General features: G+C 62.5%; 27 protein-coding genes. 17 read left to right on the top strand and 10 right to left on the bottom strand.

The features are described 5' to 3' along the window. The first annotated feature begins 41 nt into the window (after window positions 1-41). The 3 genes from DBIPINDM_RS36685 (at window position 42) to hflX (ending at window position 2,688) form a co-directional block, all read left to right on the top strand. Entirely contained in the window at window positions 42-905 is an 864-nt protein-coding gene (locus DBIPINDM_RS36685) for a D-amino-acid transaminase (RefSeq protein ID WP_258583833.1), read from the top strand. 145 nt (window positions 906-1,050) lie between these two features. Further along, on the top strand, window positions 1,051-1,296 hold the full coding sequence (gene hfq, locus DBIPINDM_RS36680) for an RNA chaperone Hfq (RefSeq protein WP_006202172.1): 246 nt from the start codon (window positions 1,051-1,053) through the stop codon (window positions 1,294-1,296). Then, the gene (gene hflX / locus DBIPINDM_RS36675) at window positions 1,297-2,688 is read left to right on the top strand and encodes a GTPase HflX (protein WP_258583831.1); all 1,392 of its coding nucleotides are present in this window, start codon (window positions 1,297-1,299) and stop codon (window positions 2,686-2,688) included. It begins immediately after the preceding gene. Window positions 2,689-2,743: 55 nt separating this feature from the next. Here hflX and mazG read toward each other — a convergent pair whose 3' ends face one another. Both mazG and DBIPINDM_RS36665 read right to left on the bottom strand, forming a co-directional pair. Further along, complete coding sequence (gene mazG / locus DBIPINDM_RS36670; protein WP_258583829.1) at window positions 2,744-3,568, bottom strand: nucleoside triphosphate pyrophosphohydrolase; 825 nt, start codon at window positions 3,566-3,568, stop codon at window positions 2,744-2,746. 80 nt (window positions 3,569-3,648) lie between these two features. Further along, window positions 3,649-4,833 (bottom strand): aromatic amino acid transaminase, encoded by a 1,185-nt coding sequence (locus tag DBIPINDM_RS36665; RefSeq protein WP_258583825.1) that lies wholly within the window; start codon window positions 4,831-4,833, stop codon window positions 3,649-3,651. A 180-nt stretch (window positions 4,834-5,013) separates the two neighbouring features. On the opposite strand from DBIPINDM_RS36665, the gene DBIPINDM_RS36660 reads away from it, so the two are divergent. The 6 genes from DBIPINDM_RS36660 (at window position 5,014) to DBIPINDM_RS36635 (ending at window position 9,631) form a co-directional block, all read left to right on the top strand. After that, window positions 5,014-5,607, top strand: coding sequence for a histidine phosphatase family protein (locus DBIPINDM_RS36660; protein WP_258583824.1), 594 nt, complete (start codon window positions 5,014-5,016; stop codon window positions 5,605-5,607). A 107-nt stretch (window positions 5,608-5,714) separates the two neighbouring features. Then, entirely contained in the window at window positions 5,715-6,248 is a 534-nt protein-coding gene (locus DBIPINDM_RS36655; RefSeq protein ID WP_416361800.1) for a sigma-70 family RNA polymerase sigma factor, read from the top strand. Continuing rightward, window positions 6,245-7,018 carry an anti-sigma factor family protein gene (locus tag DBIPINDM_RS36650; RefSeq protein ID WP_258583820.1) on the top strand — a complete coding sequence of 258 codons (774 nt, stop codon included), beginning with the start codon at window positions 6,245-6,247 and terminating at the stop codon, window positions 7,016-7,018. Before DBIPINDM_RS36655 ends, DBIPINDM_RS36650 begins: the two co-directional genes overlap by 4 nt. 23 nt (window positions 7,019-7,041) lie before the next feature. Next, a complete protein-coding gene (locus DBIPINDM_RS36645; protein ID WP_258583819.1) occupies window positions 7,042-7,758 on the top strand; it encodes a Bax inhibitor-1/YccA family protein in 717 nt (238 codons plus the stop codon). A 170-nt stretch (window positions 7,759-7,928) separates the two neighbouring features. Next, entirely contained in the window at window positions 7,929-8,810 is an 882-nt protein-coding gene (locus DBIPINDM_RS36640; RefSeq protein ID WP_258583818.1) for an aldose 1-epimerase family protein, read from the top strand. Continuing rightward, window positions 8,807-9,631, top strand: a complete 825-nt coding sequence (locus DBIPINDM_RS36635; RefSeq protein ID WP_258583817.1) for a pyrroline-5-carboxylate reductase — start codon at window positions 8,807-8,809, stop codon at window positions 9,629-9,631. Before DBIPINDM_RS36640 ends, DBIPINDM_RS36635 begins: the two co-directional genes overlap by 4 nt. A 7-nt stretch (window positions 9,632-9,638) precedes the next feature. On the opposite strand, the gene DBIPINDM_RS36630 is transcribed toward DBIPINDM_RS36635, so the two are convergent. Then, complete coding sequence (locus DBIPINDM_RS36630; RefSeq protein WP_258583815.1) at window positions 9,639-10,550, bottom strand: agmatinase; 912 nt, start codon at window positions 10,548-10,550, stop codon at window positions 9,639-9,641. Between the two features lie 214 nt (window positions 10,551-10,764). Between DBIPINDM_RS36630 and DBIPINDM_RS36625 the strand changes: the two genes are divergently transcribed. The 5 genes from DBIPINDM_RS36625 to DBIPINDM_RS36615 all read left to right on the top strand — a co-directional run bounded on the left by DBIPINDM_RS36625 (window position 10,765) and on the right by DBIPINDM_RS36615 (window position 13,033). Then, complete coding sequence (locus DBIPINDM_RS36625; RefSeq protein ID WP_258583814.1) at window positions 10,765-11,325, top strand: lysozyme inhibitor LprI family protein; 561 nt, start codon at window positions 10,765-10,767, stop codon at window positions 11,323-11,325. Window positions 11,326-11,335: 10 nt separating this feature from the next. Then, complete coding sequence (locus tag DBIPINDM_RS43740) at window positions 11,336-11,920, top strand: DUF1835 domain-containing protein (protein WP_416361734.1); 585 nt, start codon at window positions 11,336-11,338, stop codon at window positions 11,918-11,920. Continuing rightward, complete coding sequence (locus tag DBIPINDM_RS43735; protein WP_416361733.1) at window positions 11,917-12,114, top strand: DUF3658 domain-containing protein; 198 nt, start codon at window positions 11,917-11,919, stop codon at window positions 12,112-12,114. The genes DBIPINDM_RS43740 and DBIPINDM_RS43735 overlap by 4 nt, the downstream gene beginning before the upstream one ends. 184 nt (window positions 12,115-12,298) lie before the next feature. Then, on the top strand, window positions 12,299-12,880 hold the full coding sequence (locus DBIPINDM_RS36620; protein ID WP_258583813.1) for a GNAT family N-acetyltransferase: 582 nt from the start codon (window positions 12,299-12,301) through the stop codon (window positions 12,878-12,880). A 15-nt stretch (window positions 12,881-12,895) separates the two neighbouring features. Next, complete coding sequence (locus DBIPINDM_RS36615; protein ID WP_258583812.1) at window positions 12,896-13,033, top strand: hypothetical protein; 138 nt, start codon at window positions 12,896-12,898, stop codon at window positions 13,031-13,033. Window positions 13,034-13,046: 13 nt separating this feature from the next. On the opposite strand, the gene DBIPINDM_RS36610 is transcribed toward DBIPINDM_RS36615, so the two are convergent. The 7 genes from DBIPINDM_RS36610 to DBIPINDM_RS36580 form a co-directional block, all read right to left on the bottom strand. Next, window positions 13,047-13,865: an MBL fold metallo-hydrolase gene (locus DBIPINDM_RS36610; RefSeq protein ID WP_258583810.1), complete on the bottom strand. Its 819-nt coding sequence runs from the start codon at window positions 13,863-13,865 to the stop codon at window positions 13,047-13,049. A 3-nt stretch (window positions 13,866-13,868) separates the two neighbouring features. Further along, window positions 13,869-14,663, bottom strand: coding sequence for a TatD family hydrolase (locus DBIPINDM_RS36605; RefSeq protein WP_258583809.1), 795 nt, complete (start codon window positions 14,661-14,663; stop codon window positions 13,869-13,871). Further along, window positions 14,663-16,216: a methionine--tRNA ligase gene (gene metG, locus DBIPINDM_RS36600; RefSeq protein WP_258583808.1), complete on the bottom strand. Its 1,554-nt coding sequence runs from the start codon at window positions 16,214-16,216 to the stop codon at window positions 14,663-14,665. Before metG ends, DBIPINDM_RS36605 begins: the two co-directional genes overlap by 1 nt. A gap of 139 nt (window positions 16,217-16,355) precedes the next feature. Then, window positions 16,356-17,411 carry a DNA polymerase III subunit delta' gene (locus tag DBIPINDM_RS36595; RefSeq protein WP_258583804.1) on the bottom strand — a complete coding sequence of 352 codons (1,056 nt, stop codon included), beginning with the start codon at window positions 17,409-17,411 and terminating at the stop codon, window positions 16,356-16,358. After that, window positions 17,408-18,082, bottom strand: a complete 675-nt coding sequence (gene tmk, locus DBIPINDM_RS36590) for a dTMP kinase (RefSeq protein WP_258583803.1) — start codon at window positions 18,080-18,082, stop codon at window positions 17,408-17,410. The genes DBIPINDM_RS36595 and tmk overlap by 4 nt, the downstream gene beginning before the upstream one ends. A gap of 82 nt (window positions 18,083-18,164) precedes the next feature. Beyond that, complete coding sequence (locus DBIPINDM_RS36585) at window positions 18,165-19,331, bottom strand: D-alanyl-D-alanine carboxypeptidase family protein (RefSeq protein ID WP_258583802.1); 1,167 nt, start codon at window positions 19,329-19,331, stop codon at window positions 18,165-18,167. An 83-nt stretch (window positions 19,332-19,414) separates the two neighbouring features. Then, on the bottom strand, window positions 19,415-20,638 hold the full coding sequence (locus DBIPINDM_RS36580; protein WP_258583801.1) for a septal ring lytic transglycosylase RlpA family protein: 1,224 nt from the start codon (window positions 20,636-20,638) through the stop codon (window positions 19,415-19,417). Between the two features lie 276 nt (window positions 20,639-20,914). Between DBIPINDM_RS36580 and DBIPINDM_RS36575 the strand changes: the two genes are divergently transcribed. From DBIPINDM_RS36575 to DBIPINDM_RS36565, 3 genes are all read left to right on the top strand, one after another. Next, window positions 20,915-21,196, top strand: coding sequence for a hypothetical protein (locus DBIPINDM_RS36575; RefSeq protein WP_258583800.1), 282 nt, complete (start codon window positions 20,915-20,917; stop codon window positions 21,194-21,196). 95 nt (window positions 21,197-21,291) lie between these two features. Next, complete coding sequence (locus DBIPINDM_RS36570; protein WP_258583799.1) at window positions 21,292-21,456, top strand: hypothetical protein; 165 nt, start codon at window positions 21,292-21,294, stop codon at window positions 21,454-21,456. A gap of 427 nt (window positions 21,457-21,883) precedes the next feature. Continuing rightward, window positions 21,884-22,174 carry a hypothetical protein gene (locus tag DBIPINDM_RS36565; protein ID WP_258583798.1) on the top strand — a complete coding sequence of 97 codons (291 nt, stop codon included), beginning with the start codon at window positions 21,884-21,886 and terminating at the stop codon, window positions 22,172-22,174. Window positions 22,175-22,210: the final 36 nt, after the last annotated feature.

The raw sequence follows: 22,210 nt of genomic DNA, 5'->3' as shown, positions 1-22,210 counted from the left end.
GAATCACATAAGAAAGCCGGGACTTTTCTGAGGGATCACCTATGCCGCGCATTGCCTATGTGAACGGGCGCTACGTCGCTCACGCGGACGCTTCCGTGCATATCGAGGATCGTGGCTATCAGTTCGCCGACGGTGTCTATGAGGTCTGCGAGGTGGCGCGAGGCTTCATCGTCGACATGCCGCGCCATCTTGCCCGGCTGAACCGCTCGCTGACCGAACTGTCGATCGCCTGGCCAGTCGCGCGCAACGTGCTGCCGCTCATCCTGCGCGAGGTGGTCAACCGCAACCATGTTGTCAATGGCCTTGTCTATGTCCAGGTGACGCGCGGTGTCGCCAGCCGCGAGTTTGTTTTCCCGTCGGCGGACACCAAGCCGTCTTTGGTGGTGACCGCCAGGAAGGCCGATCCCGCCGCTGGCGCAAAGCGGGCCGAAACCGGCATCGCGGTGCTCACCGTGCCGGAGAACCGCTGGGACCGGGTCGACATCAAGAGCGTCGGGCTGCTGCCCAATGTATTGGCCAAGCAGAAGGCCAAGGAGGCCGGCGCGCAGGAGGCGTGGTTCGTCGATACCGACGGCAACGTGAAGGAAGGTGGCTCGTCGAACGCCTGGATCGTCACCAGGGACGGCGTTCTGGTCACCAGGCCGGCCGACCATGGCATCCTGCGCGGCATCACCCGCACGACCATGTTTGAGGTTGCGGCAAAGCTCGGCCTGAAGATCGAAGAGCGCGGTTTTTCCGTCGCCGAGGCCAAGGCGGCGCGCGAGGCGTTCATCAGCTCCGCGACGACGATTGCCATGCCTGTCGTGGCCATTGACGGCGATCCGGTCGCCAACGGCCACCCCGGCTCTGTGACACTTTCGTTGCGGCAGGCCTTTTTTGACATTGCGGAAAAAAGTCCAGCCTGATAACCGCACAGGTGGAATGAACATCAATATATCTCGTTCTGCTTGTCGTTACTGACGACAAGACGGTGTTTGCGCGCTTGACATGTGCCCGACAATTTGGCGCATTGGCTTGCAAACCGAAGGGGATCGGCGAAAGACAAGAACAATGGCGGAACGATCGCAAAACCTTCAGGACCTGTTCCTGAATTCAGTTCGCAAGAGCAAGAACCCGCTCACCATCTTCCTCATCAACGGCGTGAAGCTGACCGGCGTGGTCACTTCGTTCGACAATTTCTGTGTCTTGCTGCGCCGCGACGGTCACTCCCAGCTCGTCTACAAGCACGCCATTTCCACGATCATGCCGAGCCAGCCGGTTCAGATGTTCGATGGCGAGGAAAGCCAGGGCGCCTGATTGGCACGCGAGAAGGACGCGGACGCGACCGTTCGCGGAAAACCAGAACATCATCCCGGGACGGAAGCCAAGGGTCCGACCCGGGCTGTCGTCATTGTGCCTGTGCTTACCCGCCAGCCGCGCGGCGACGACGACACCAACCGCCCGCGGCTGACGCGATCGGCTGACGCGCGCCGCGACGAGGCCGTCGGCCTTGCCCGCGCCATCAACCTTGATCCGATCCATACGGCGGTGGTGACCGTCAACGACCCGCGCCCGGCGACCTTGCTCGGCAGCGGCAAGGTCGAGGAGTTCGCCGAGATCGTCAAGGAAGGGCACGCGGAACTGGTCATCGTCGACCATCCGCTGACCCCGGTGCAGCAGCGCAATCTCGAAAGGGAATTGAACGCCAAGGTGCTCGACCGCACCGGGCTGATCCTCGAGATCTTCGGCGAGCGCGCCCGTACCAAGGAAGGCACGCTGCAGGTCGAACTCGCCCATCTCAACTACCAGAAGGGCCGTCTCGTCCGCAGCTGGACCCACCTAGAGCGTCAGCGCGGCGGCGCCGGCTTCCTCGGCGGCCCCGGCGAAACCCAGATCGAATCCGACCGGCGGCAGTTGCAGGAAAAGATCATCAAGCTGAAGCACGAGCTGGAAACGGTGCGTCGCACCCGCGACCTGCACCGCGCCAAGCGCAAGAAGGTGCCGTTCCCGGTGGTGGCGATCGTCGGCTACACCAATGCCGGCAAGTCGACTCTGTTCAACAGGTTGACCGGGGCAGACGTGCTGGCGCAAGACATGCTGTTTGCCACGCTCGACCCGACGCTGCGCCGCGTGCGCCTGCCGCATGGCACGCCGATCATCCTGTCGGATACGGTCGGTTTCATTTCGGATCTGCCGACGCATCTGATCGCGGCCTTCCGCGCCACCCTGGAAGAGGTGGTCGAGGCCGATCTCGTCCTCCATCTGCGCGACATTTCCGATCCCGACACGGCAGCACAGGCCGAGGATGTCGAGCGCATCCTGGCCGACCTCGGTGTCGACGCCGGTGATACCAAGCGTGTGATCGAAGTCTGGAACAAGATCGATCTGCTCGACGAAGGCAACAGGAGCCGGCTGCTCGCCGATGCCGCCGACGGCAGCAAGGGTCCGCCGATCGCCATATCGGCGGTGACCGGCGAGGGCATCGATGCGCTGAAGTCGATCATCGAGACGCGCATGGCGGGCGAGCTCGAAGACCTGACGGTGACGATCGAACCGGCGCAGTTCGGCCTTGTCGACTGGCTCTACCGCAATGGCGATATCGTTTCGCGAACCGACAATGACGACGGCAGCGCCACTATCTCGCTCAAGGCCACGCAAAGCGCCCGCGAAGAGATCGAAAGCCGATTGCGCAGGAAAAACAACGGTTAACCCAAGGCAATTCCAGCAAAACTGTATATCGGTTTTCCATCCGGAATTGCCGAGGTTACTTCGCAGTTTTCGCTTCCTGCCACAGCGCTTCCATTTCGGCCAAGGTGGCATTCTCCAGCGTGTTGCCGGACTTCTCCAGGGTCTGCTCGACATAGTGGAAGCGTGAGCGGAATTTTTCGTTGGTGCCGCTCAACGCGGCTTCCGAATCGAGCTTGAGGTGACGGCCGAGATTGACGACGGCGAACAGCATGTCGCCGAACTCGTCCTTGATCGACGCCGTCTCGCCCTTGGCCAGGGCCTCGCGCAATTCACCGATCTCTTCCTCGATCTTGTCGAGGATGGGGGCCGCCTCGCTCCAGTCGAAGCCGACACGAGCCGCTTTCTCCTGAAGTTTGAGCGCCCGCGTCAAAGCGGGCAGGGCAACCGGAACGCTGTCCAGAAAGCCCTTGCCATTGTCTTCGGGGTCGAGGCCGCGCGCGAGCCGGGCGCCTCGCTTCTCGGCCTTCTCCTGCGCCTTGATCTTTTCCCACATGCCCTTGGCCATGCCGGCGCTGCGGGCTTTTTCGTCGCCGAAGACATGTGGATGACGGCGGATCATTTTCGTGGTGATGGCCTGGACCACATCCGGGAAGGCAAATTCGCCGGCTTCCTCAGCCATCTGCGCGTGATAGACGACCTGCAGCAGGAGGTCGCCCAACTCGTCACGGAGATCGTCGAGGTCGCCGCGCGCAATGGCGTCCGCCACCTCATAGGCTTCCTCGATCGTATAGGGCGCGATGGTCGAGAAATCCTGCTCGATGTCCCACGGGCAGCCGGTCTTGGGGGCGCGCAGCGCCGCCATGATCTCGATCAGGCGCGAAATGTCTTTCGATGGCGTCATGCGGCGGATGCTAGCCCGCCGCCCGCCGCTCGGCCAATGCCGTCAGCCGGCGAGGGCGCCTTGTCCACAGCTGAGCCGCTTCAGTCGAGTACGGAGACGATCGCCTTGGCCAAGTCATCAATCCCATCCTCCGGCAGTCCGGCGACGTTGATGCGGCTGTCGCCGACCATGTAGACGCCATGCTCCGCACGCAGCCGCTCGACCTGCGCTTCCGTGAGGCCAAGCCGCGAGAACATGCCGCGATGGCTGGCGACGAAGTCGAAGCGGTCGGAGTTGGACTGCCGGCGCAGCGCCTCGGCGAACTGGACACGCAGCCGGAGCATGCGCAGGCGCATCTCTTCCAGCTCGGCTTCCCAGTCGGCACGTAGGCTAGCGTCTTCCAGCACCATGCGCACCGCGGCAGCGCCATGATCCGGCGGCATCGAATACATGGCGCGCGCCGCCGACAGCATCTGGCTCATCGCCACATCCGCCTGCGCGCCGTCCTTGGCCAGGATCATCGCCGCGCCGACACGATCGCGATAGACGGCAAAATTCTTCGAGCAGCTCGATGCAACAACCATTTCCGGCACTTTCGCCGCCAGCAGACGCAAACCGAGGGCGTCGGCCTCGAGGCCATCGCCAAAGCCCTGATAGGCGATGTCGACAAACGGCAGCAGGCCGCGTTCGACGACCAGATCGGTGACGGCCTCCCACTGCGCCGCGTCCAGGTTGGCGCCGGTCGGGTTGTGGCAGCAGCCATGCAGCAGCACCACGTCGCCACTCTCTGCTGTCCGCAACGCCGCGAGCATGTCGTCGAAACGAACCGCGCCCGAGGCCGCATCGAAATAGGGGTATTCGCGGATCTGCAGGCCGGCGGCGCGCATCACCGGCATATGGTTCGGCCAGGTCGGGTCCGACAGCCAGACGGTTGCGTCCGAACGCGTCCGCTTGAGGAGTTCCGCTACCAGGCGCAACGCACCGGAGCCGCCAGGCGCCTGTGCCGCCCGGATGCGCGTCATGTCGGCGCCCGGGCCGAAGGCGAGCTTGGCCATCACCGCGTTGAAGCCGGTATCGCCGGCAAGTCCAAGATAGGTCTTGGTGTCCTGGCTGTTCAGCAGCCGCTTTTCAGCCTCACGCACGGCGCGCATGACCGGCGTCTTGCCGTCGCGATCCTTGTAGACGCCAACGCCGAGATCGACTTTGTTGGGGCGCGGATCGGCGCGATAGAGGCCGATCAGGGCCAGGATCTTGTCGGCGGGAGCTGGCTGCAGGTCTTCGAACATCGTTATGGTTCCGTTGGCGCGGCGGAGTGATACGCAAATAGAAGGCGCTGCACCAGCGCTTTTAGTTGTGCGAAACAGAAGGCGGCGCCCAAGGGTGTAGCCTTTCGATCGAAACGATAGCCGCTATTCTAATCGCAGCGTATGCGCCGCTTCGAAAGCGGCTCGAGGGATGAATGCTTCATGCTGATACGGCTGACGATGATCTGCAACGGCGCCACGGCCGCGACCCGGAAGGGTGCGTTCCCGTCGGATGAGCCGTTGGAGCCGCGATCGCTGACGCAGGCGAAGGCGATGCGCGGGACGCTGCGCCGTGCCGACCGTTTGTGGACGGCGCCTTCGCTTCGCGCCCGGCAGACCGCCGAGGCACTGGCGCTGGACGCATGGGTCGAGCCGCTTCTGGCGGATCAGGCTCATGGAAGCTGGGCCGGCAAGAGCTTTGAGGAAGTCCAGGCGGAGCAGCCCGAGGGCATAGCTGCCTGGCTCACAGACCCCAATGCAGCGCCGCACGGCGGCGAGTCGCTGGCCGATGTTGCTCGCCGGGCCTCCGGCTTGATGGACCGGTTGATGGCCGAGCGTGGCCACACGATCGCGCTGACCCATGCCAGCGTCATCCGCGCCGCGATCCTGCATGTTCTCGGCGCGCCACTTGCCGCTTGCTGGAAGATCGATGTCGAGCCACTCAGCATCACCGATTTTCGCAGCGACGGCCGCAGGTGGGTTTTGCGCGCCTGCGGTGTAACGACGCCCAAAGCGGCAAAACCACTTCGGCCCTGAGAGCCAGGCTGGGCGAGGGTACTGGCAAACGCGACGCTCCGGCGAACCCGCCAAAGAAAAATGGCACGGCTCGGGATTAAAATCCCCACATGCTCCGTAAACAGGACATGAAACGGTCGATGCCACGCTTTGACATCATAGGCCAGCTCGGGTCGCTGCGGCGCTACGCGCAGTCGCTGACGCGCGACAGTGCGGACGCCGAGGATCTCGTGCACGACGCGCTGGTGCGCGCCTATGAGCGGCGCGGCACCTTCCGCTCCGGCGGAAACCTGCGGGCCTGGCTGCTGTCGATCGTCCACAACGCGTTTGTCGACCGCATGCGCTCGCGCCGCTCGGAAGCGGCGCGCATCGAACAGGCCGGATACCTCGCCGATGCCAGCACACCGGCGCCGCAGGAGCATTCGCTGCGCCTGGCGCAGGTGCGGGACGCCTTTTTCAACCTGCCGGAAGAACAGCGCTCGGCACTGCATCTGGTCGCCATCGAAGGGCTTTCCTACAGCCAAGCAGCCGATGCCACCGGCGTGCCGCTGGGCACGCTGATGTCGCGTATCGGCAGGGCGCGGGCCGCCTTGCGCCAGATGGAGGACGCCGCCCCGGCACGCGGCAGGAATCATTTGAGAATCGTGGGAGGTGAGCAATGACCGCTCTTGTCGACCCCGTGACCGACACCGACCTCGACGCCTATGTCGACGACCAGATGGATGTCACGCGCCGCATCGAGGTCGAGGCGTTCCTGTCGACCCGGCCGGAGGCTGCCGCGCGCGTGATGTCGGATCTGCGGACCCGTGACGAACTGCGCGTGGCGCTTGCCGGTTCCAAGGGCATGGCGCGGCCGGTGACCGCTGACGCGGCGCGGCGGCTGGAGAGGGGGCTTGTCCGCGGCCGTATCTTCGGTGTTTTGCAGCGCGCCGCGGCCGTTGCCGCCTTCATTGCCGCCGGCTGGCTGGCGAACGGCATCATCGGGCCTATGTCGGTGACCAAGGTCGTCGCTTCGCCGCAGCCGCCCGCCTATGTCGATGAAGCGGTGCGGGCACACAGAACGACGCTGGTGCGTGAAACCATGCCCTCGCAGCCGGAAGCGCCCAACTACAATGCCGGCGAGATCCGTGCGGCAACCGCGATCGTCATGCCGTCGCTGCCCAAGGACTGGAAGGTGCGCGACGTGCAGATCTATCCGTCGCGCTTCGGCCCGAGCGTCGAGATGGCTGTCGACACCAAGGATATGGGCCTGGTGTCGCTGTTTGCGATCCGGCCGGGAACCTTCGACGTGGTCAAGCCGACCGTCGCGCCGTCGGGCGATATTTCCTCGGCCTATTTCCAGATCGGCGAGGTCGCCTATGCGGTGGTCGCGAAGAGCGGGGTCCATGACCTCGACCGCGCCGCCGAAGCGCTCGCTAGAACGCTTTACTGACCGATCCACAAAGGAGACTGCAAATGAACACACCCAATCTGGGATATCGCGTTGGCACCGGCGCCCAGGCCGGAGCCGTCTTCGACGAGGGCCTGCGCCAGCACATGCTGCGCGTCTACAACTATATGGGCCTTGGCCTCGTGGTCACCGGCCTGGTCGCATTCATGGTGTCGTCGACGCCGGCGCTCTATGTGCCGATCTTCTCCAGCCCGCTGAAATATGTGGTGATGCTGGCGCCGCTCGCCTTTGTCCTGCTGTTTTCGTTCAAGATGCAGACCATGTCGGCGGCGAGCGCCCAGGCGATGTTCTGGGCCTTCTGTGCGGTGATGGGCCTGTCGCTCGCCTCGGTGTTCCTGGTCTTCACCGGAACCAGCATCGCGCGCACCTTCTTCATCGCCGCCACCATGTTCGGCGCCACCAGCCTCTACGGCTACACGACCAGGCGTGACCTGACGCAGTTTTCGTCGTTCCTGATCATGGGCCTGATCGGCGTGGTGATCGCCAGCATCGTCAACATCTTCCTCGGCTCGACCGCGCTGCAGTTCGCTATTTCGGTGATCGGCATCGCCGTCTTCATCGGCCTGACCGCCTGGGATACGCAGACGATCAAGGAACAGTATGCCGAGAATTTCGACGCGGAATCGCGCCAGAAGCTGGCCGTCTTCGGCGCCTTCTCGCTCTATCTGAACTTCATCAACATCTTCCAGCTGTTGCTGAATTTCACCGGCGAGCGCGAATAGCGACTGTCCGCTGTGGGCAAGGGCGAGCATATCGCCCTTGATGCGGAGAGGTGGCCGGAGGAGAGATCCTCCGGCCACAATTCATTCCGGCAACGCCCGTCCACACCTTGAGTCCCCAAGAGCTTTTGCTAGTCTGCCCACCGAACCAGCATCCAACACTGCGAGGACATGTGGCACAGGACAGCCAGACGCTTCATGGCGACGGCATATCGGCTGTCATAACAGGGCAGGGCGCCGAACTGGTCTCGCTGCAGGATGCGCACGGATTTGAGTTCCTGTGGCAAGCCGGGCCAGAGTGGCGGCGCCATTCGCCGGTGCTGTTTCCGATCGTCGGCCGGCTGAAGGGCGATCAATTGCGCCATCGCGGCCGGACCTATCCGATGACGCAGCACGGCTTCGCCCGCGACAAGGCGTTCACCTGGGCGGAGAGGGGGGCTCGCTCCTGCACGCTGGTCCTCACCGACGATGCCGATACCCGTGCGCATTACCCCTTCGCCTTTCGCTTGGTTGTGACTTACACGCTGGACCGCCAGCAGCTTGGTGTGGCTTTGGAGGTCACCAACACCGGCGAGGAGCTGTTGCCGGCCTCGGTCGGCGCGCATCCGGCATTCAACTGGCCGTTGCTGCCGGAATTGCCCAAGGAGGCCTATCGGCTGACCTTTGCCGATGATGAGCGGGCGCCGATCCGTCGCCTCAAGGACGGCCTCCTGCTCGCAGAGACGCGGCCGACGCCGATCGAAGGCAGAACGCTTGCCCTGTCCGAGCAGCTGTTCGATGACGACGCCGTCATCCTGGATCGGCCCGCGAGCACCAGCGTGCGCTACACCGCCGACCGCGGTCCGGCGATCGAGATGTCATGGCAGGGAGCAGAGGAGTTGGGCATCTGGTCCAAGCCGGGAGGCGCGCCGTTCCTGTGCATCGAGCCCTGGCACGGCCTGGCAAGCTCGGCCGATTTCGACGGCGAATTCACTGACAAGCCTGGGGTGATGCTGATCGAACCGGGGTCGAAGCGTTCGCTGAACTATCGGATCCGCCTGGAGCATGGGCAGTGATCGGCGGACAGTCAGCCGAAGAAGCGACCTTGGGGCATCAAATGAAACTTGGCTTCATCGGCACGGGCGCACTTGCTTCAGCCATCGTCACCGGGCTCAAATCCCTCGAGGGCGATCCGGTATCGGTGGTGTTGTCGCCGCGCAACGAAGAGATCGCCGCGAACCTCGCGTCCCGCTTTCCGAATGTGGATGTCGCCGCCGACAATCAGGCGGTCCTCGATGCCTGCGACACCGTCATGCTGGCAGTGCGGCCGCAAATTGCCCCTCAGCTGTTGCCCGAATTGCGGTTTCGGCGCGACCACCACCTCATCAGCCTGATCGCCACGTTGTCGCGCGAGGAAATAGTCGGCCTGACCGCACCCGCGAGCCGCGTAACGAAAGCGTTGCCCATGCCGATGATCGCCCAGCGGCTGGGGGCGACGATCATCTACCCGCCCGATCCGGACGTGACCGCATTGCTTAGCGGACTGGGAAAGGTGATCGAGGTCGAGAGTTCGAGCGAATTCGACGCCTTGAGCGTCGTGACCGCGACCTATGCCACTTACTTCAAATATCTCGATACGATCCACCGCTGGCTCAAAGCGCATGACGTGCCGGATACCAAGGGGCGCGACTATATCGCAGCGCTCTTCACGGCTCTTGGACATGCTCCGGAGACAGCGCCCGATGCGGATTTCACGCATCTGGCGCAGGATTATGCGACCCGTGGCGGCATCAATGAGCAGGTTCTGAGCGAACTCACGGCCCGTCACGTCTTCGACGCGCTGGCAGAAAGCCTGGATGGCGTGCATCGGCGCATTTCAGCGGCTGGCGCCACATAGCCGGGTTTCAAACCTGCCGGATGATCGTGCCGATCACATTGACGAGAAGGCGCGCGGCGGTCAGGGCCGACAGGCCGTCTATGTCGGCGGGCGGATAGAGTTCGACAAGGTCGAATCCCGCAATCCTGGCCCGCTTGCCGAGACCGGCGATCAGGTCGATCGCCTGCGTGTAGGTGAGGCCGCCTGGCGTGCGTGCCGCCACGCCCGGCATGATGCCGGGATCAAGGCTGTCGCAGTCGAAAGTGACGACAACCCGTGCGCCTTCCGGAATATGCCTGAGCGCCGCTTCCACGCCTTGAGCATGAACCTCGCGCGCGGTCACGAAACGGCTGCCATAGTGCTGCGCCGCTTCGATTTCAGCGAGGCGCGCGCTGCCGACGCTGCGCAGGCCGACCTGCACCATGCCGGCGACATGCGGCATCTCGCTCGCCCGCCGCATCGGGCTCGAATAGCCGTAGTGTTCGCCATGCACCTCGTCGCGCCAGTCGATATGGGCATCGATCTGCAGGATCCAGATCGGTCCGTGGTCGGCAAAGCCGGCAAGGAATGGAATGACGACGGAATCGTCACCGCCGAGCAGGATCGGCACGGCTGGCAAGGACAGAACCTCACGCGTCTTCGCCTCGATCCGGGTCCGGTTGCCGGTATTGTCATGCAGGGAGGTCGAGATGTCGCCGGCGTCGACACAGCAGACCGGCTTGCCATCGAACAACGGGCCGCCGAGATCGAAGTCCCAGTGCTCGACCAGCGGGGCATCATCCTGGCTGGCTGCGCGGATGGCGTCTGCCGCCGACGCATAGCCGCTGCTGTCCTTGCCGGGATAGGTACTGCCATGGCCAGCTCCGAAGATCACCGCGCGGGGCATGCGGCCATCGGCGAGGCGATCGGGAAGGCCGAGAAAGGAAGGTGAGACGGTCATTCTTTGATAGTCCTGAATGTGAGTTCCAGCGCGACAGCAGGCTAGTTGCTTCATCGGTTCGATGCCATCACCGAAATCGCCAGCGGGGCCAGCGCGACAGCCGGATGGTTGCAGCCAAGTTCGAACGGGGAGGGAGCGACCCCATTGCAAACCTTGGACCTTGTTGCAGAGGCGGCATTCTGCAACTCTGGAAGCATAGTGGGGAGTTACAGCGATGAAAGGCCCTCTGATGTTGGCGGGTTGTGGTTTGCTGCTTGCCGCCTTGCCGCCTGCCATGGCCAAGGATCAAACACGTATCTCGGACAAGGCGGCGCTTGCCGAGTGCTTGAAATATGTCAGTGATTTTCCAGGGAATGTTCCCGGCGTGAACGAATCGCCCAAGCCGGCTTCCCATATCGATAACGTCATCAAGCTCGCCGGACACGAGCCAGCCTCGTGCATCAACTATGTGACCGAGCTGTGTTCTTTTGAGAGCGACGATGGCCAGTCACAGTTGGGATTGATCGATTGTGCCGACCGCGAGGTCCGCGCGTGGGAGGATCGCCTCAACACGACCTACGAAGCGCTTATGGCCAAGGCCACACCCAAGTTGCGGCAAGGCTATCGCAAGATGCAGCGCGCGTGGATCGCTTACCGCGATGCGCGCTGTGCTGCCGAGGGTGCCGCCGAAACCGTCAACATCGATCGTCAGAGCAACATCATCGTCAGCTGCATGCTTGATGCGACGGCCCAGCAGGCGCTGATTCTTGATAATGAGCTGTCGGATCTGAAGTGAACATGCCCTGATGCCTCCGACGAGCTCCGATGTGTCCATGATCGAGCCTCAAAAACCTGTTGTCCACGTCGTCTTCAATATGTCGGCGGCCGGCAGCCTTCGTCAGGCTCTCAGGTCGTTGAAACTCCATCAAACCGTCATCGGATTGCCAGATGACCTCAGCTTCGGGCCTATAGACCCGCCAACGGCCGATCTCCGTGGCCAATGGGTAGAAGACACATTGGGTTACGACAGGTGGCAAGACCTTCCACAATCTGTCGATCTCTTCTGGAGCCGTGCCACGGGCAGGGACGTCACTCCTGTCGCATGGGTATGTCGGCGAAGCGCTGAGGAATTTGCCGGCTTCCTGGAGTTTGTTTCGCGGATCGGGGATCACCCATTTCGAGTGGTCGACATAACGCAGGTTGAATTCGCTCCCAGACCCGATCGTTCTGAGTCCGAGACGTGGCGAGCAGGATCGTTCGGCTCTGTTCCGTCAGACAGCATTGCGAAAGCGCGTCTCTTGGACAGTCAGACGGTTCTGACCGGACAGGAACTGCGAACATACCGCGATTTATGGAGACGACTTCGTAGAAAGCCGTCGCGTCACACGTGACAGACGATTGGCAGAAATGCAGTCGTGTGGTCGCCGAAAGCCTTGTCGCGTTGTGGGACGATGGCTTCCGAGTTGGTGATCTCGTTCTCTGGTCACGGGTCCGGACGCTTGCCGATGAGGGCGTGTTTGAGATGAAAGGTGACGGCAGGCTGATGCGTGAAAGCTCTGTGCGGTTGCGGCGCGAGGCCGCGTGACAATCGCATTTCGCCATCTCCGTGACGCATGGCAGAAAGTCGCATAAGATAGATTATGGAACTTACGCATCGACCAGCAGTTGGAAATTACTGCTGATTTTCATAGGCTTGAGACGCTCGATGTCTGTTGCCTTGAGTGGATTGCCAACGCTACGCTGCATGGATGACTGCAGCAAAGCGTGAGATGGAATCGGCGATTGAGGTGTTCGTGCATGGCTACAGCACCGACAAAAGCCGCACCTTTCCTTACGAGGTCAGCCGCGTCGGGCCATTGTGGCTGATGCGCGATGCCGAGCGCAAGAATCCTCGCGACTACCGTAGCGAAGAATGGGTCGTCCATGACGTCGCCGCCGAGGAAGCTGATGCGGTCGTGCGGCAGCATGCGCGGCCAGGTTTTGCTGTTTCCGTCGTGATCGCGAACGACGAACCGGATGGACCGACGCGAACCGCCTACAAAGTTCTCGGTTACCGGCTGCTGCGGACGGAAGGCTTTTTCGTCCAGCCACTGCGCCGGATACCGAGCCCGCCGGCGGTCGTCTCGATCGAACGTGTGCGCACGGCCGAACGGGCGGCGCAATTGGGAAAGATCATGCGCAGGCGCCCGATCGCCGACGATCTACTCGGTGACGGTGCGCCGTTCCGCCAATACATCGCGGTCGATGGCGACGATATCATCGGGCGCGTGCGCAGCGTGGACGCTGTCGGCTCCACGTGGTGCGCGGACATGTATGTTGAGCCTTCGCACCGGCGTCGCGGCATCGGCTAGGCGTTGATGTCCAGGATGCTGCACGACGATCGCGCCCTTGGGGCACGGTGCTCGGTGCTGGCGGCGACCCACGCCGGGGCGCTGCTGTATCCCCGCATGGGCTACGAGCGCATCGGCATGCTGCTGATATTCCAACCGAAGAGGGACAAATGAACAGTCGTGTCTATCACGCTGAATCATAAGGAATTTCGATCACCATCCCATCATAGGCTGGGACCACCTTATCAGGCGTCTCAGCCATCACGGTGGCATAGTCCAGCGGCACGTGCATATGCGTCAGGACAGATTGTTTGGGCGCCAGCCGTTCGATCCATTCCAGCGCCTGGCCGAGCGACAAATGGCTGGGATGGGTGTTGTACTGCAGCGCATCGATGACCAGCATCTCCAGGCCGCGCAGCCGCTCGGCAGTGGCGTCGGGAAAGCCGCTGATATCAGGGCAATAGGCCAGGCCGCCGATGCGGAAACCGAGCGAGATGATGTCGCCATGGAACTGCGGCAGTGGCTCGAGGGTGAGGGCACTCCCCTCGCCTTCGATCACCACGGGCTTTGCGTGGTCGATGATATGGGCCCGCACGATCGGCGGATAGGAGCTGCCCGGCGGTGTCTCGAAGCAATAGCCGAACGCCTGCCGAAGGCGCAGCATCGTCGGCTGGTCGGCATGAATGTCGATCAGGTGGCGCTGCTCGAGCACATAGCCGCGCAGATCGTCGATGCCGTGGATATGGTCGGCATGCGGATGCGTGTAGACGACCGCATCGATGCGTTTGACCGAAGCGAGCAGCATCTGCTCGCGGAAATCCGGCCCTGTGTCGATGACCACCGTGGTGCGGCCGCCATCGGCGGCAATCCGTTCGACCAGCGCTGCCGTGCGCATGCGCCGGTTCCTCGGATTGGCCGGGTCGCAATTGCCCCAGTCGCCGGTGATGCGCGGCGTACCTGGCGACGAGCCGCAGCCGAGAATGGTGAGGCGCAGCCGGTCGGTCATCGTTCAGGCGCTCTGCTCGGCAGGCCGCGGCATCTTGCCGAACAGCCGGAAGAAATTGTTCGTCGTCAGATTAGCGACTTCAACCTCGCTGACGCCAATCGTTTCCGCCAGCACCTTGGCGGTGTGCGCGACATAGGCCGGCTCATTGCGCTTGCCGCGAAACGGTATCGGCGCCAGATAGGGTGCGTCCGTTTCGACGAGCAGCCGGTCATGCGGCACATCGGCGGCGATGGCGCGCAATTCGGCCGAATTCTTGAAGGTCAGGATGCCCGAGAACGAGACATAGCCCCCGAGCGAGACACCGATTTCGGCCAGCCGGCGTCCGGAGGAGAAACAATGCAGGATGAAAGGGAAGGCGCCCCTCCCTGTTTCGTCCTCGAGAATCCCTGCCATGTCGTCATCGGCATCGCGAGAATGGATGACGAGCGGCAGGCCGGTCTCGCGAGCGGCGGCAATGTGATTGCGAAAACCCTGCGCCTGCGCATCGCGCGGCGCCTTGTCGTAGAAATAATCAAGCCCAGCCTCACCGATCGCCACCACCTTCGGATGAGCCGACAGACGGACAAGCTCCGCAGCGGTGACGTCGAGTTCCTCGGCGGCATTGTGCGGATGGGTGCCGACCGAGCAGTAAACCTCGTCGAAAGTCTCTGCGATTTCAAGTATTTGCTGAAAACGCTTCACACGGGTCGATATCGTCACCATGCGGCCGATTCCGGCCGCTTTGGCGCGGGCGACAATGGCCGCCCGCTCCTCGGCGAAATCTGGAAAGTCCAGATGGCAATGGCTGTCGACAAGCATCAGGCGTTCGCGCTCGTCTGTTCGACATAACGCGGAAATACGCCCTCCGGCACGGGCAATGCCGTGCCGGGCACAAGCGCATAGTCCGCGTGGACATGCACGAAGTTGCGCTTGTCCGCCGGCGCCGCCAGCAGGTCGAGCAGCTTCGTGGCCGACCCCGGAACAAAGGGCTGGCACAGCACAGTGACGCGTCGAACCACCTCGGCGGTCGTCCACAGCACCGTTTCCATGCGTTCCGGATCGGTTTTCTTAAGCGCCCATGGTGCCTGTCCAGCGAAGTATCGATCGGCTTCCGCCACTACATCGAAGATCGCCGCCAGTGCCAGATGAATGCCTTGCCCGGCCATTGCTTTGCGCGCGGTGGCCAGAGCCGCCGCCGCCTGATCCAGGATCGCGCTGTCGGCATCGGTCAGCTCGCCGCGCTTCGGCACCACGCCGCCGCAGTTCTTGGCGATCATCGACAGCGAGCGCTGCGCCAGATTGCCGAGGCCGTTGGCGAGATCGGCGTTGGTGCGGTTGACGATCGCTTCATGGCTGTAGCTGCCGTCCTGGCCGAACGGCACCTCGCGCAGGAAGAAGTAGCGCACCTGGTCGAGACCGTAGTGCTCGACCATGGTGAACGGGTCGATGACGTTGCCGACCGATTTCGACATCTTCTCGCCGCGGTTGAACAGGAAGCCGTGGCCGAAAACGCGCTTCGGCAGCGGGATGCCGGCCGACATCAAGAAGGCCGGCCAGTAGACCGCGTGGAAGCGAACGATGTCCTTGCCGATGATATGTGCATCGGCCGGCCAGAAGCGCCATTTCTCATCACTTTCATCGGGATAGCCGACGCCGGTGATGTAATTGGTCAGCGCATCGACCCAGACATACATCACGTGCTTGTCGTCGCCAGGCACCGGTACGCCCCAGTCGAAGGTGGTGCGCGAGATCGACAGGTCCTTCAATCCGGATTTGACGAAACTCATCACCTCATTGCGGCGCTCGGCCGGACCGATGAAGTCGGGCTGGTTTTCGTAGAGCGCAATGAGCTTGTCCTGGTAGGCCGACAGCCGGAAGAAATAACTCTCTTCCTCAACCCATTCGACCGGCGTTCCCTGTGGCCCGTAGCGGATATTGTCGGGACGGACCTCCGTCTCCTCCTCGCCGTAATAGGCTTCGTCGCGCACCGAATACCAGCCGGCATAGCCGCCCTTGTAGATGTCACCATTGGCGTCCATCGCCTTCCAGATCGCCTGCGAGGACGCGTAATGCCGCTCTTCGGTGGTGCGGATGAAATCGTCATTGGAGGCGTTGAGTGCGGTCGCCATGCGCTTGAAATCGGCCGAGTTGCGATCGGCCAGTTCTCGCGCCGAAATGCCGTCGCGCTTCGCCGTCTGCAGCATCTTGATGCCGTGCTCATCGGTGCCGGTGAGGAAGAACACCTGCTTGCCGTCGAGCCGCTGGAAGCGCGCAAGCGCGTCGGTGGCGATCAGTTCGTAGGCATGGCCGATATGCGGCTTGCCGTTCGGATAGGAAATCGCGGTCGTGATGTAGAATGTGTCGCGTGACATGAATGAACCATCATGAATGTCTGAATGGAAGCCGTGGCGGTGGATATCGCATCGGAATGGCGATTGCCATCCCGAGGCCAATGCATGCCGGCCAAAAGTAGCCCCGGTTTTGGGGCAGCGGCATGCACCAGGAAGTCCGTCACATCCGCATCGCAGAATTCAGGCGGTCGATCATGGTCAAGGCGTGCTGCTTCTTGTCGAGATTGTAGGTGTCGGTCTCAGATATAGCGTCCAGCGCCTCATGCCAAGTGTCCGACAGGATTTTGGCCCGCGCGAGATCACCCGACAGCGCCGCCTGGCTCGCGGCGTCCGACAACAAGTCGAGCGCCCGGCGGTTGAAGATATCGAACTGGATCGCCTGGTCGCGGCCGGCGACGGCTTCCGCGAGCCGATAGGCTTCGCCGATGTCGCTCCTTCCCTTCGCCACCAGCGCATCGAGCGTCTCGGCGATCTCCAGCCCGCCATATTGCGTCAAAAGGATCGCGTTGCGCGCGCTGCCCCCTGCCCGTTCGACAAGTGCCGCCCGCGCGGCCGGATCGTCCGGCGGCGGCGGCTCGGCGGTCTGCAGCACCGCCAGCAAATCGTCGGCGTCGAGCGGCGTCAGGCGTATCACCTGGCAGCGCGAACGGATCGTCGGCAGCAGACTGCCCGGCGCATGGACGATGAGAATGAACAGCGTTCGCGCCGGCGGCTCCTCAAGGTTCTTCAGCAAGGCATTGGCGGCATTGGCATTCATGTCGTCGGCGGGATCGACGATGACGACCCGGTAGCTGCCGTCATGCGAGGTCATCGACAGGAAGCGGCTAACCCTGCGGATCTCGTCGACAGTGACGACGGTCTTGAAGCTCTTGGTCTTGTCGTTCAGCGGCCGCGTCAGATGCAGCACGCCCGGATGGGCTCCGGTTGCGATCTGGCGAAACAGCGGCGAGGCCGGATCGGGAATGGCAAGGCTTTCCGGCGCCTGCGCGAAGGCTGGGTGCTTCAGCAGGTGATGCGCGAGATGGAAGGCGAGCGTCGCCTTGCCGATGCCGACCGGTCCGGCAAAGATCAGCGCATGCGGCAGCTTTCCCGACCGATAGGCGGCGGCGAGCATCTCGGCCGCCTGCCCGTGCCCGACCAGGCGAGGCGTTTCGGATGGTTCGGGCACGCCGTCCAGCGTGTCATGCTGTTCCGGGGCGATGCGTTCGAAGATCATACCGGTGCGGCCTGCCTGTTGCGCGCGGGTGCCCTCGCCTCCAGCGCCGCGAACACGGCCGCGGTGACGACGTGCTCCACCGCGTCGGGATCGGCGGACGCGTCGACGACGATGCAGCGTTCCGGCTCGGCCGCGGCGATCGCCAGGAAGGCCTCGCGACGGGCCTGATGGATGGCAAGCGTTTCCTTCTCGAAGCGATCCGCGTCGGCATCGCTGCCGCGCCGCAGCGTCGCGCGCCTCAGACCCTCGGCCGGATCGATATCGAAGATCAGCGTCATGTCGGGCATCATGCCGTTGATGGCGACCTGTTCCAGCGCATCCATGAACGCCGGGTCGATCCCGCCGGTGACGCCTTGGTAGACGCGCGAGGAATCCAGGAAACGGTCGCAAAGCACGATGGAGCCGCGTTCGACCGCCGGCCGGATGACCTGTTCGACATGGTCGGAACGGGCGGCGGCGAAGAGCAGCGCTTCCATCTTCGGCCCGAATGGCTCGGCCGCCCCTGAAAGCAGCACATGCCTGACCGCTTCGGCGCCCGGCGAGCCGCCTGGTTCGCGTGTGAGCAGGACATCATACTTCTTGGCGCGCATCTTCCTCGCCAGCCGCTCGATCTGCGTCGACTTGCCTGCGCCTTCGCCGCCTTCGAAGGTGATGAAAAATCCGCGCGCCAATCGAAAGGGCCTTTGTCCAGGTTGGAGTGGATTGTTGCGCTCTAGATAGTCCGCGTTCGCGAAAACGTCCATGCCGTCGGTGTTATCGCAGCCAGCCGATCGCCAGTTCCTTGACCGCATCGAGCGCGCGCTGCGGCAACGTGCCGACACCGATCGATTCAGCAGCGAAAAGCGGCGTCTCCTGGCTCAGCGTGTCGCCGATCCAGACGCGCAGCGCACCCACCGGCTGGCCCTCCTCCACGGGTGCCGCAACCGGGCCGGTATAGACGATCCTGGCCGTCAGCTTGTCGCGGTTGGTGATCGGCAGGAAGATGTCGATCGGTCCCTTTGCCTTCAGAGTCACGCCGGATTTCGCACCGCCAAAAACCTGGGCCTCGCCGACCACCTCGTCCTTGGCGAAGATCTCGGTCTTCTCGAAGGAGCGGACGCCCCAGTCGAGCAGTTTCCGAGCCTCTTCGGCACGTTCCTTATCATTGGCCAGCCCGCTCATCGCCGCGATCACCCGCGTGCCGTCGTGGCTGACCGAAGCGACAATGCCGAAACCGGACACCTCGCTCGCGCCAACAGCCAGACCGTCGACGCCGATGTCCGTGGCCAGCAGCGGGTTGCGGTTCTTCTGCGAGATCTTGTTCCAGGTGAAATCCTTCAGGCCGTAGTAGCGATAGAAATCCGGATAATCGCGCCACAGATGCAGCGCCAGCTGCGCCAGTTCGCGCACCGTCGTCTGCTGGCCGTCGGCCGGCAGGCCGGTCGAATTGACGAAAGTCGATGTTTTCAGGCCGATCTGGCGGGCCCGTTCTGTCATTTGCGCGGCAAAATTGTCCTCGGATCCAGCCATGCCTTCGGCGATGACGATGCAGCCGTCATTGGCCGCCTGCACGGTCACACCCTGGATCAGGTCCTCGAGGCGGATCGCCGATTTGAGCTTGGCAAACATCGTCGATGTTCCCGACGGCGCGCCGCCCTTGCGCCAGGCGTTTTCGCTGACCACGAACGTGTCGTCGAGTTTGAGGCGCCCGGATTTGATGGCGTTGAAAACCACTTCGATGGTCATCAGCTTGGCCATCGAGGCCGGCGGGATCGGCTTGTCGGCGTCTTTCGAGAACAGCACCGTGCCGGTGTCGGCATCGATCATGAACGCCTGTGTGGCCTTGGTCTCGAAAAGCTGCGCGTGGGCTGGCGCGAGGGAAAGCAGCAGCAAAGCCAGTCCCAGAAAGCCGGCAAATGGCGGAAAGGCGCGCAACTGCATGAAATCTCGACCCGTTTGCCGGTTTTGGCACAGCCAAGCTATCAGGGTTTTTTCCGCCGGATCAACCGCGCGGGCAAAATAGATCAGTTGCGCACAGCCAGAGCGTCCGGCGCACCGTGCGACCATGCCGCCTGCAGCAACTCGTCCAGCCCGCCATGGCCATTCGGATAGAGATTGACCGCATACCAGTCATTGCCGTCGAGATCGGAACGCTGGATCTCTGTTCTGCCGAAGGGCTGAAGTGCCGCGGCCACGCGCTTGGCTTCGGCGGCGTCGTCGAACGTGCCGGCGGCGACATAGTCGGAACTGGACGGCGACGCTTGCGGATTGGACTTTTTCCACGACCGCAGGATGTCGGCGGGCGACATGCCGCTGTCGTCCAGTGCGGCAAAGACATCGGCGCGCTGAACGCGTTCATTCGCATAGGACAGCGACGCCATGGCAAACGGCGACTGCGGTGGCAAGCCGATCTCCGGGCGTTCCGGAACGATCGGTCCGAAATCGGGCAGCACCAGGTCGCCGAAGGCCGGTGCCTGCGCCGAAAGAGACGGTTGCACGGCCTGACCGGAATTCGTCAGCTGACCGGGGAACGGTACGGCCGCGGCGCCCACCGGCACGCTTGGTGACGGCCCGTTCATGGCCACCATGACGCCGGTTGGCAGACCATCCGACGGATCTGGGATCCTGTTGCCTGGATGGTAGGATGCCATCAGATACTGGTCGTCGTCGCCATCGAGCGGTGCGCGACCGACATATTCGACCTTGACCTTCGCGGTGCCGACCTTGTCGTAGTCGAGCATCTGCGCCGCGCGCTCCGAGACGTCGATGATGCGGCCTTCATGATATGGCCCCCGGTCGTTGACGCGAACGATGACCGAACTGCCGGTTTCAAGGTTGGTGACACGGGCATAGCTCGGCAGCGGCATGGTCGGATGCGCCGCAGTCAGATGCGTCATGTCATAGACTTCGCCATTGGCGGTCAGCCGGCCATGGAAGGCGTCGCCATACCACGAGGCCAGGCCGACCTTGGCGTAGTGCCGATCTTCCTTGGGATAATACCACTTGCCGCGAACCTGATAGGGTTTGCCGAGCTGGTCGCGACCGCCTCCACGCCGCATGAAGTTGGCGCGCGGGCTCGCCTTCACGCCATATTCGGTTTCGGCGAAATATTCCTTGGAGCGATGCTTGGGGTTCACCATCGCCTTCGGCTCTGGCTGCGACGCGCAAGCCGCCAGCAAGGCAGCCGACGCGGCAAGCAGCGTAAGCGTGGAAGCGCGACGAAAACGCGGGCGCGTCGTAGCCTGCATTTTTCCTGAAATCCCCTACAGTCTCAATCAAGACGCCGTCGTTCGAACAGCAGAGGAGCCAAAGCACTCACTCGACAACACCAACGACGCCTTGAACCCCGATCCTTTGTGCGCAGGAATTGTTTATCACGGTATTAATCGACTATGTTCGGAACCTGGCAAGATTGTGGCGCGAATGTGCATGCGGGCTTAAGGTGACGGGATAGATAGCGGAGGCTAAGGTTAATGGCCCGGCAGGTAATTCTTCGAAGATGGTGCGGGACGGTGCGCACACAGATGGCTGCCGAATACGCGCGCTACGTGGCAGGGACTGGTGGCGACGAGCTTGGCGCCACCAAGGGCAATCTTGGTCACCAGATCACACTGCGCGACCTTGGCGACGGCGTTACGGAGATATGCGCCCTGAGTTGGTGGACCGACATGGTAGCGGTAAAGGCCTATGCGGGTGAACAACCTGAGCGGGCCCACTACTATCCCCAGGACGATCAGTACCTGATCAACAAGCCGGAATTCGTCGAGCATCACGTCGTCGTCTATGGCGACCTCGTCAGCCCGTAGGAGTGGGTCACGATCATCGGCAGCGCCGCCCTACCCCTGCATTCGCTTCCATGATTCTCCGGCACCCCCACGCTTCACAGCTTTCGGCTGCCGGCGTGCATCCCAAGATCGCCAACGAACGCCTGGGTCATTCGAGCATCGGCATCACACTTGACCTATACAATCACGTCATGCCGGGAATGCAGGCCGACGCAGCAGAACAGGTTGACGCTGTGATCCAGCGCGCGGTAAAGGCCAAGGCACAAAAGGCCATTCGGTAGCAATTCGGCAGCAGCGGTCACTTTAGACGCAGCTTCAAAGCCAGAAAAGCTAATGAATTCAAGCCTTGGAGGGATGGCCGGTCTTGAAATTCGCTCGCCAACATCCTTAGGTATCCCTTCGTGTGCCGGAAAAGCCTTATTTGTCAAAAGATTGGAGCGGCTTACTCCCCTCTCCGTCCTGTGATGTCCTGGCCTATACCGTAGCGTTGAGTTGCAAAAAACGTAGCAGTCTGTTCGCTTCCTGTTCACCTGTTGCTTTCGATGGAGTTCCTGCGACTACCGCAGGCTTGCCCTCCAACCCCCAAGGGGCAGTCAGCCATTTCCTTGCAACCATCGACATTAAGTTGTTTGCTATTAACCGTCTGTGCCGAGATGCCGGACGAACCAATCCCGGTCACAGATGATGATGACAAGGGAGGACCGTGACATGCATGCCGTGGTCAGAAAATTTAGTGGTACGGGTGCGAAGGAACTGTTTGATCTGCTCGAAGCCAAAAAGGGAGATATCGAAACCCTTTTGCGGAAGGTAAAAGGGTTCACCGGTTATACATTGATGAGAACGGGCGATGGCGGACTTTCCGTGACCGTCTGCAAGGACAAGGCGGGCACCGATGAGAGTGTCGTTGTGGCCCGTGACTGGGTGAAGAAAAATGCGTCAGGAATCGGTGTCGCTCCGCCAACCCTGAGCGAGGGCTCAGTCATCTTGCATCTGAAATGACGACTACACGGGGCGAAGCAATCTGCTAGCCCCGCT

It is taken from the genome of Mesorhizobium sp. AR02, from assembly GCF_024746835.1.
GTDB lineage: Bacteria > Pseudomonadota > Alphaproteobacteria > Rhizobiales > Rhizobiaceae > Mesorhizobium.
Note: the sequence above shows the minus strand (reverse complement) of the source record. Positions and strands in the feature narration are given on the sequence as shown.

Bases quoted from the DNA above. Each gene is read 5' to 3' on its own strand.
- DBIPINDM_RS36685 (WP_258583833.1), top strand. From the start codon at position 42: ATGCCGCGCATTGCCTATGTGAACGGGCGCTACGTCGCTCACGCGGAC.
- hfq (WP_006202172.1), top strand. From the start codon at position 1,051: ATGGCGGAACGATCGCAAAACCTTCAGGACCTGTTCCTGAATTCAGTT.
- mazG (WP_258583829.1), bottom strand. From the start codon at position 3,568: ATGACGCCATCGAAAGACATTTCGCGCCTGATCGAGATCATGGCGGCG.
- DBIPINDM_RS36665 (WP_258583825.1), bottom strand. From the start codon at position 4,833: ATGTTCGAAGACCTGCAGCCAGCTCCCGCCGACAAGATCCTGGCCCTG.
- DBIPINDM_RS36660 (WP_258583824.1), top strand. From the start codon at position 5,014: ATGCTGATACGGCTGACGATGATCTGCAACGGCGCCACGGCCGCGACC.
- DBIPINDM_RS36655 (WP_416361800.1), top strand. From the start codon at position 5,715: ATGAAACGGTCGATGCCACGCTTTGACATCATAGGCCAGCTCGGGTCG.
- DBIPINDM_RS36650 (WP_258583820.1), top strand. From the start codon at position 6,245: ATGACCGCTCTTGTCGACCCCGTGACCGACACCGACCTCGACGCCTAT.
- DBIPINDM_RS36645 (WP_258583819.1), top strand. From the start codon at position 7,042: ATGAACACACCCAATCTGGGATATCGCGTTGGCACCGGCGCCCAGGCC.
- DBIPINDM_RS36630 (WP_258583815.1), bottom strand. From the start codon at position 10,550: ATGACCGTCTCACCTTCCTTTCTCGGCCTTCCCGATCGCCTCGCCGAT.
- DBIPINDM_RS36625 (WP_258583814.1), top strand. From the start codon at position 10,765: ATGAAAGGCCCTCTGATGTTGGCGGGTTGTGGTTTGCTGCTTGCCGCC.
- DBIPINDM_RS43740 (WP_416361734.1), top strand. From the start codon at position 11,336: ATGCCTCCGACGAGCTCCGATGTGTCCATGATCGAGCCTCAAAAACCT.
- DBIPINDM_RS36620 (WP_258583813.1), top strand. From the start codon at position 12,299: ATGGAATCGGCGATTGAGGTGTTCGTGCATGGCTACAGCACCGACAAA.
- DBIPINDM_RS36615 (WP_258583812.1), top strand. From the start codon at position 12,896: ATGCTGCACGACGATCGCGCCCTTGGGGCACGGTGCTCGGTGCTGGCG.
- DBIPINDM_RS36610 (WP_258583810.1), bottom strand. From the start codon at position 13,865: ATGACCGACCGGCTGCGCCTCACCATTCTCGGCTGCGGCTCGTCGCCA.
- DBIPINDM_RS36605 (WP_258583809.1), bottom strand. From the start codon at position 14,663: ATGCTTGTCGACAGCCATTGCCATCTGGACTTTCCAGATTTCGCCGAG.
- metG (WP_258583808.1), bottom strand. From the start codon at position 16,216: ATGTCACGCGACACATTCTACATCACGACCGCGATTTCCTATCCGAAC.
- DBIPINDM_RS36595 (WP_258583804.1), bottom strand. From the start codon at position 17,411: ATGATCTTCGAACGCATCGCCCCGGAACAGCATGACACGCTGGACGGC.
- DBIPINDM_RS36585 (WP_258583802.1), bottom strand. From the start codon at position 19,331: ATGCAGTTGCGCGCCTTTCCGCCATTTGCCGGCTTTCTGGGACTGGCT.
- DBIPINDM_RS36580 (WP_258583801.1), bottom strand. From the start codon at position 20,638: ATGCAGGCTACGACGCGCCCGCGTTTTCGTCGCGCTTCCACGCTTACG.
- DBIPINDM_RS36575 (WP_258583800.1), top strand. From the start codon at position 20,915: ATGGCTGCCGAATACGCGCGCTACGTGGCAGGGACTGGTGGCGACGAG.
- DBIPINDM_RS36565 (WP_258583798.1), top strand. From the start codon at position 21,884: ATGCATGCCGTGGTCAGAAAATTTAGTGGTACGGGTGCGAAGGAACTG.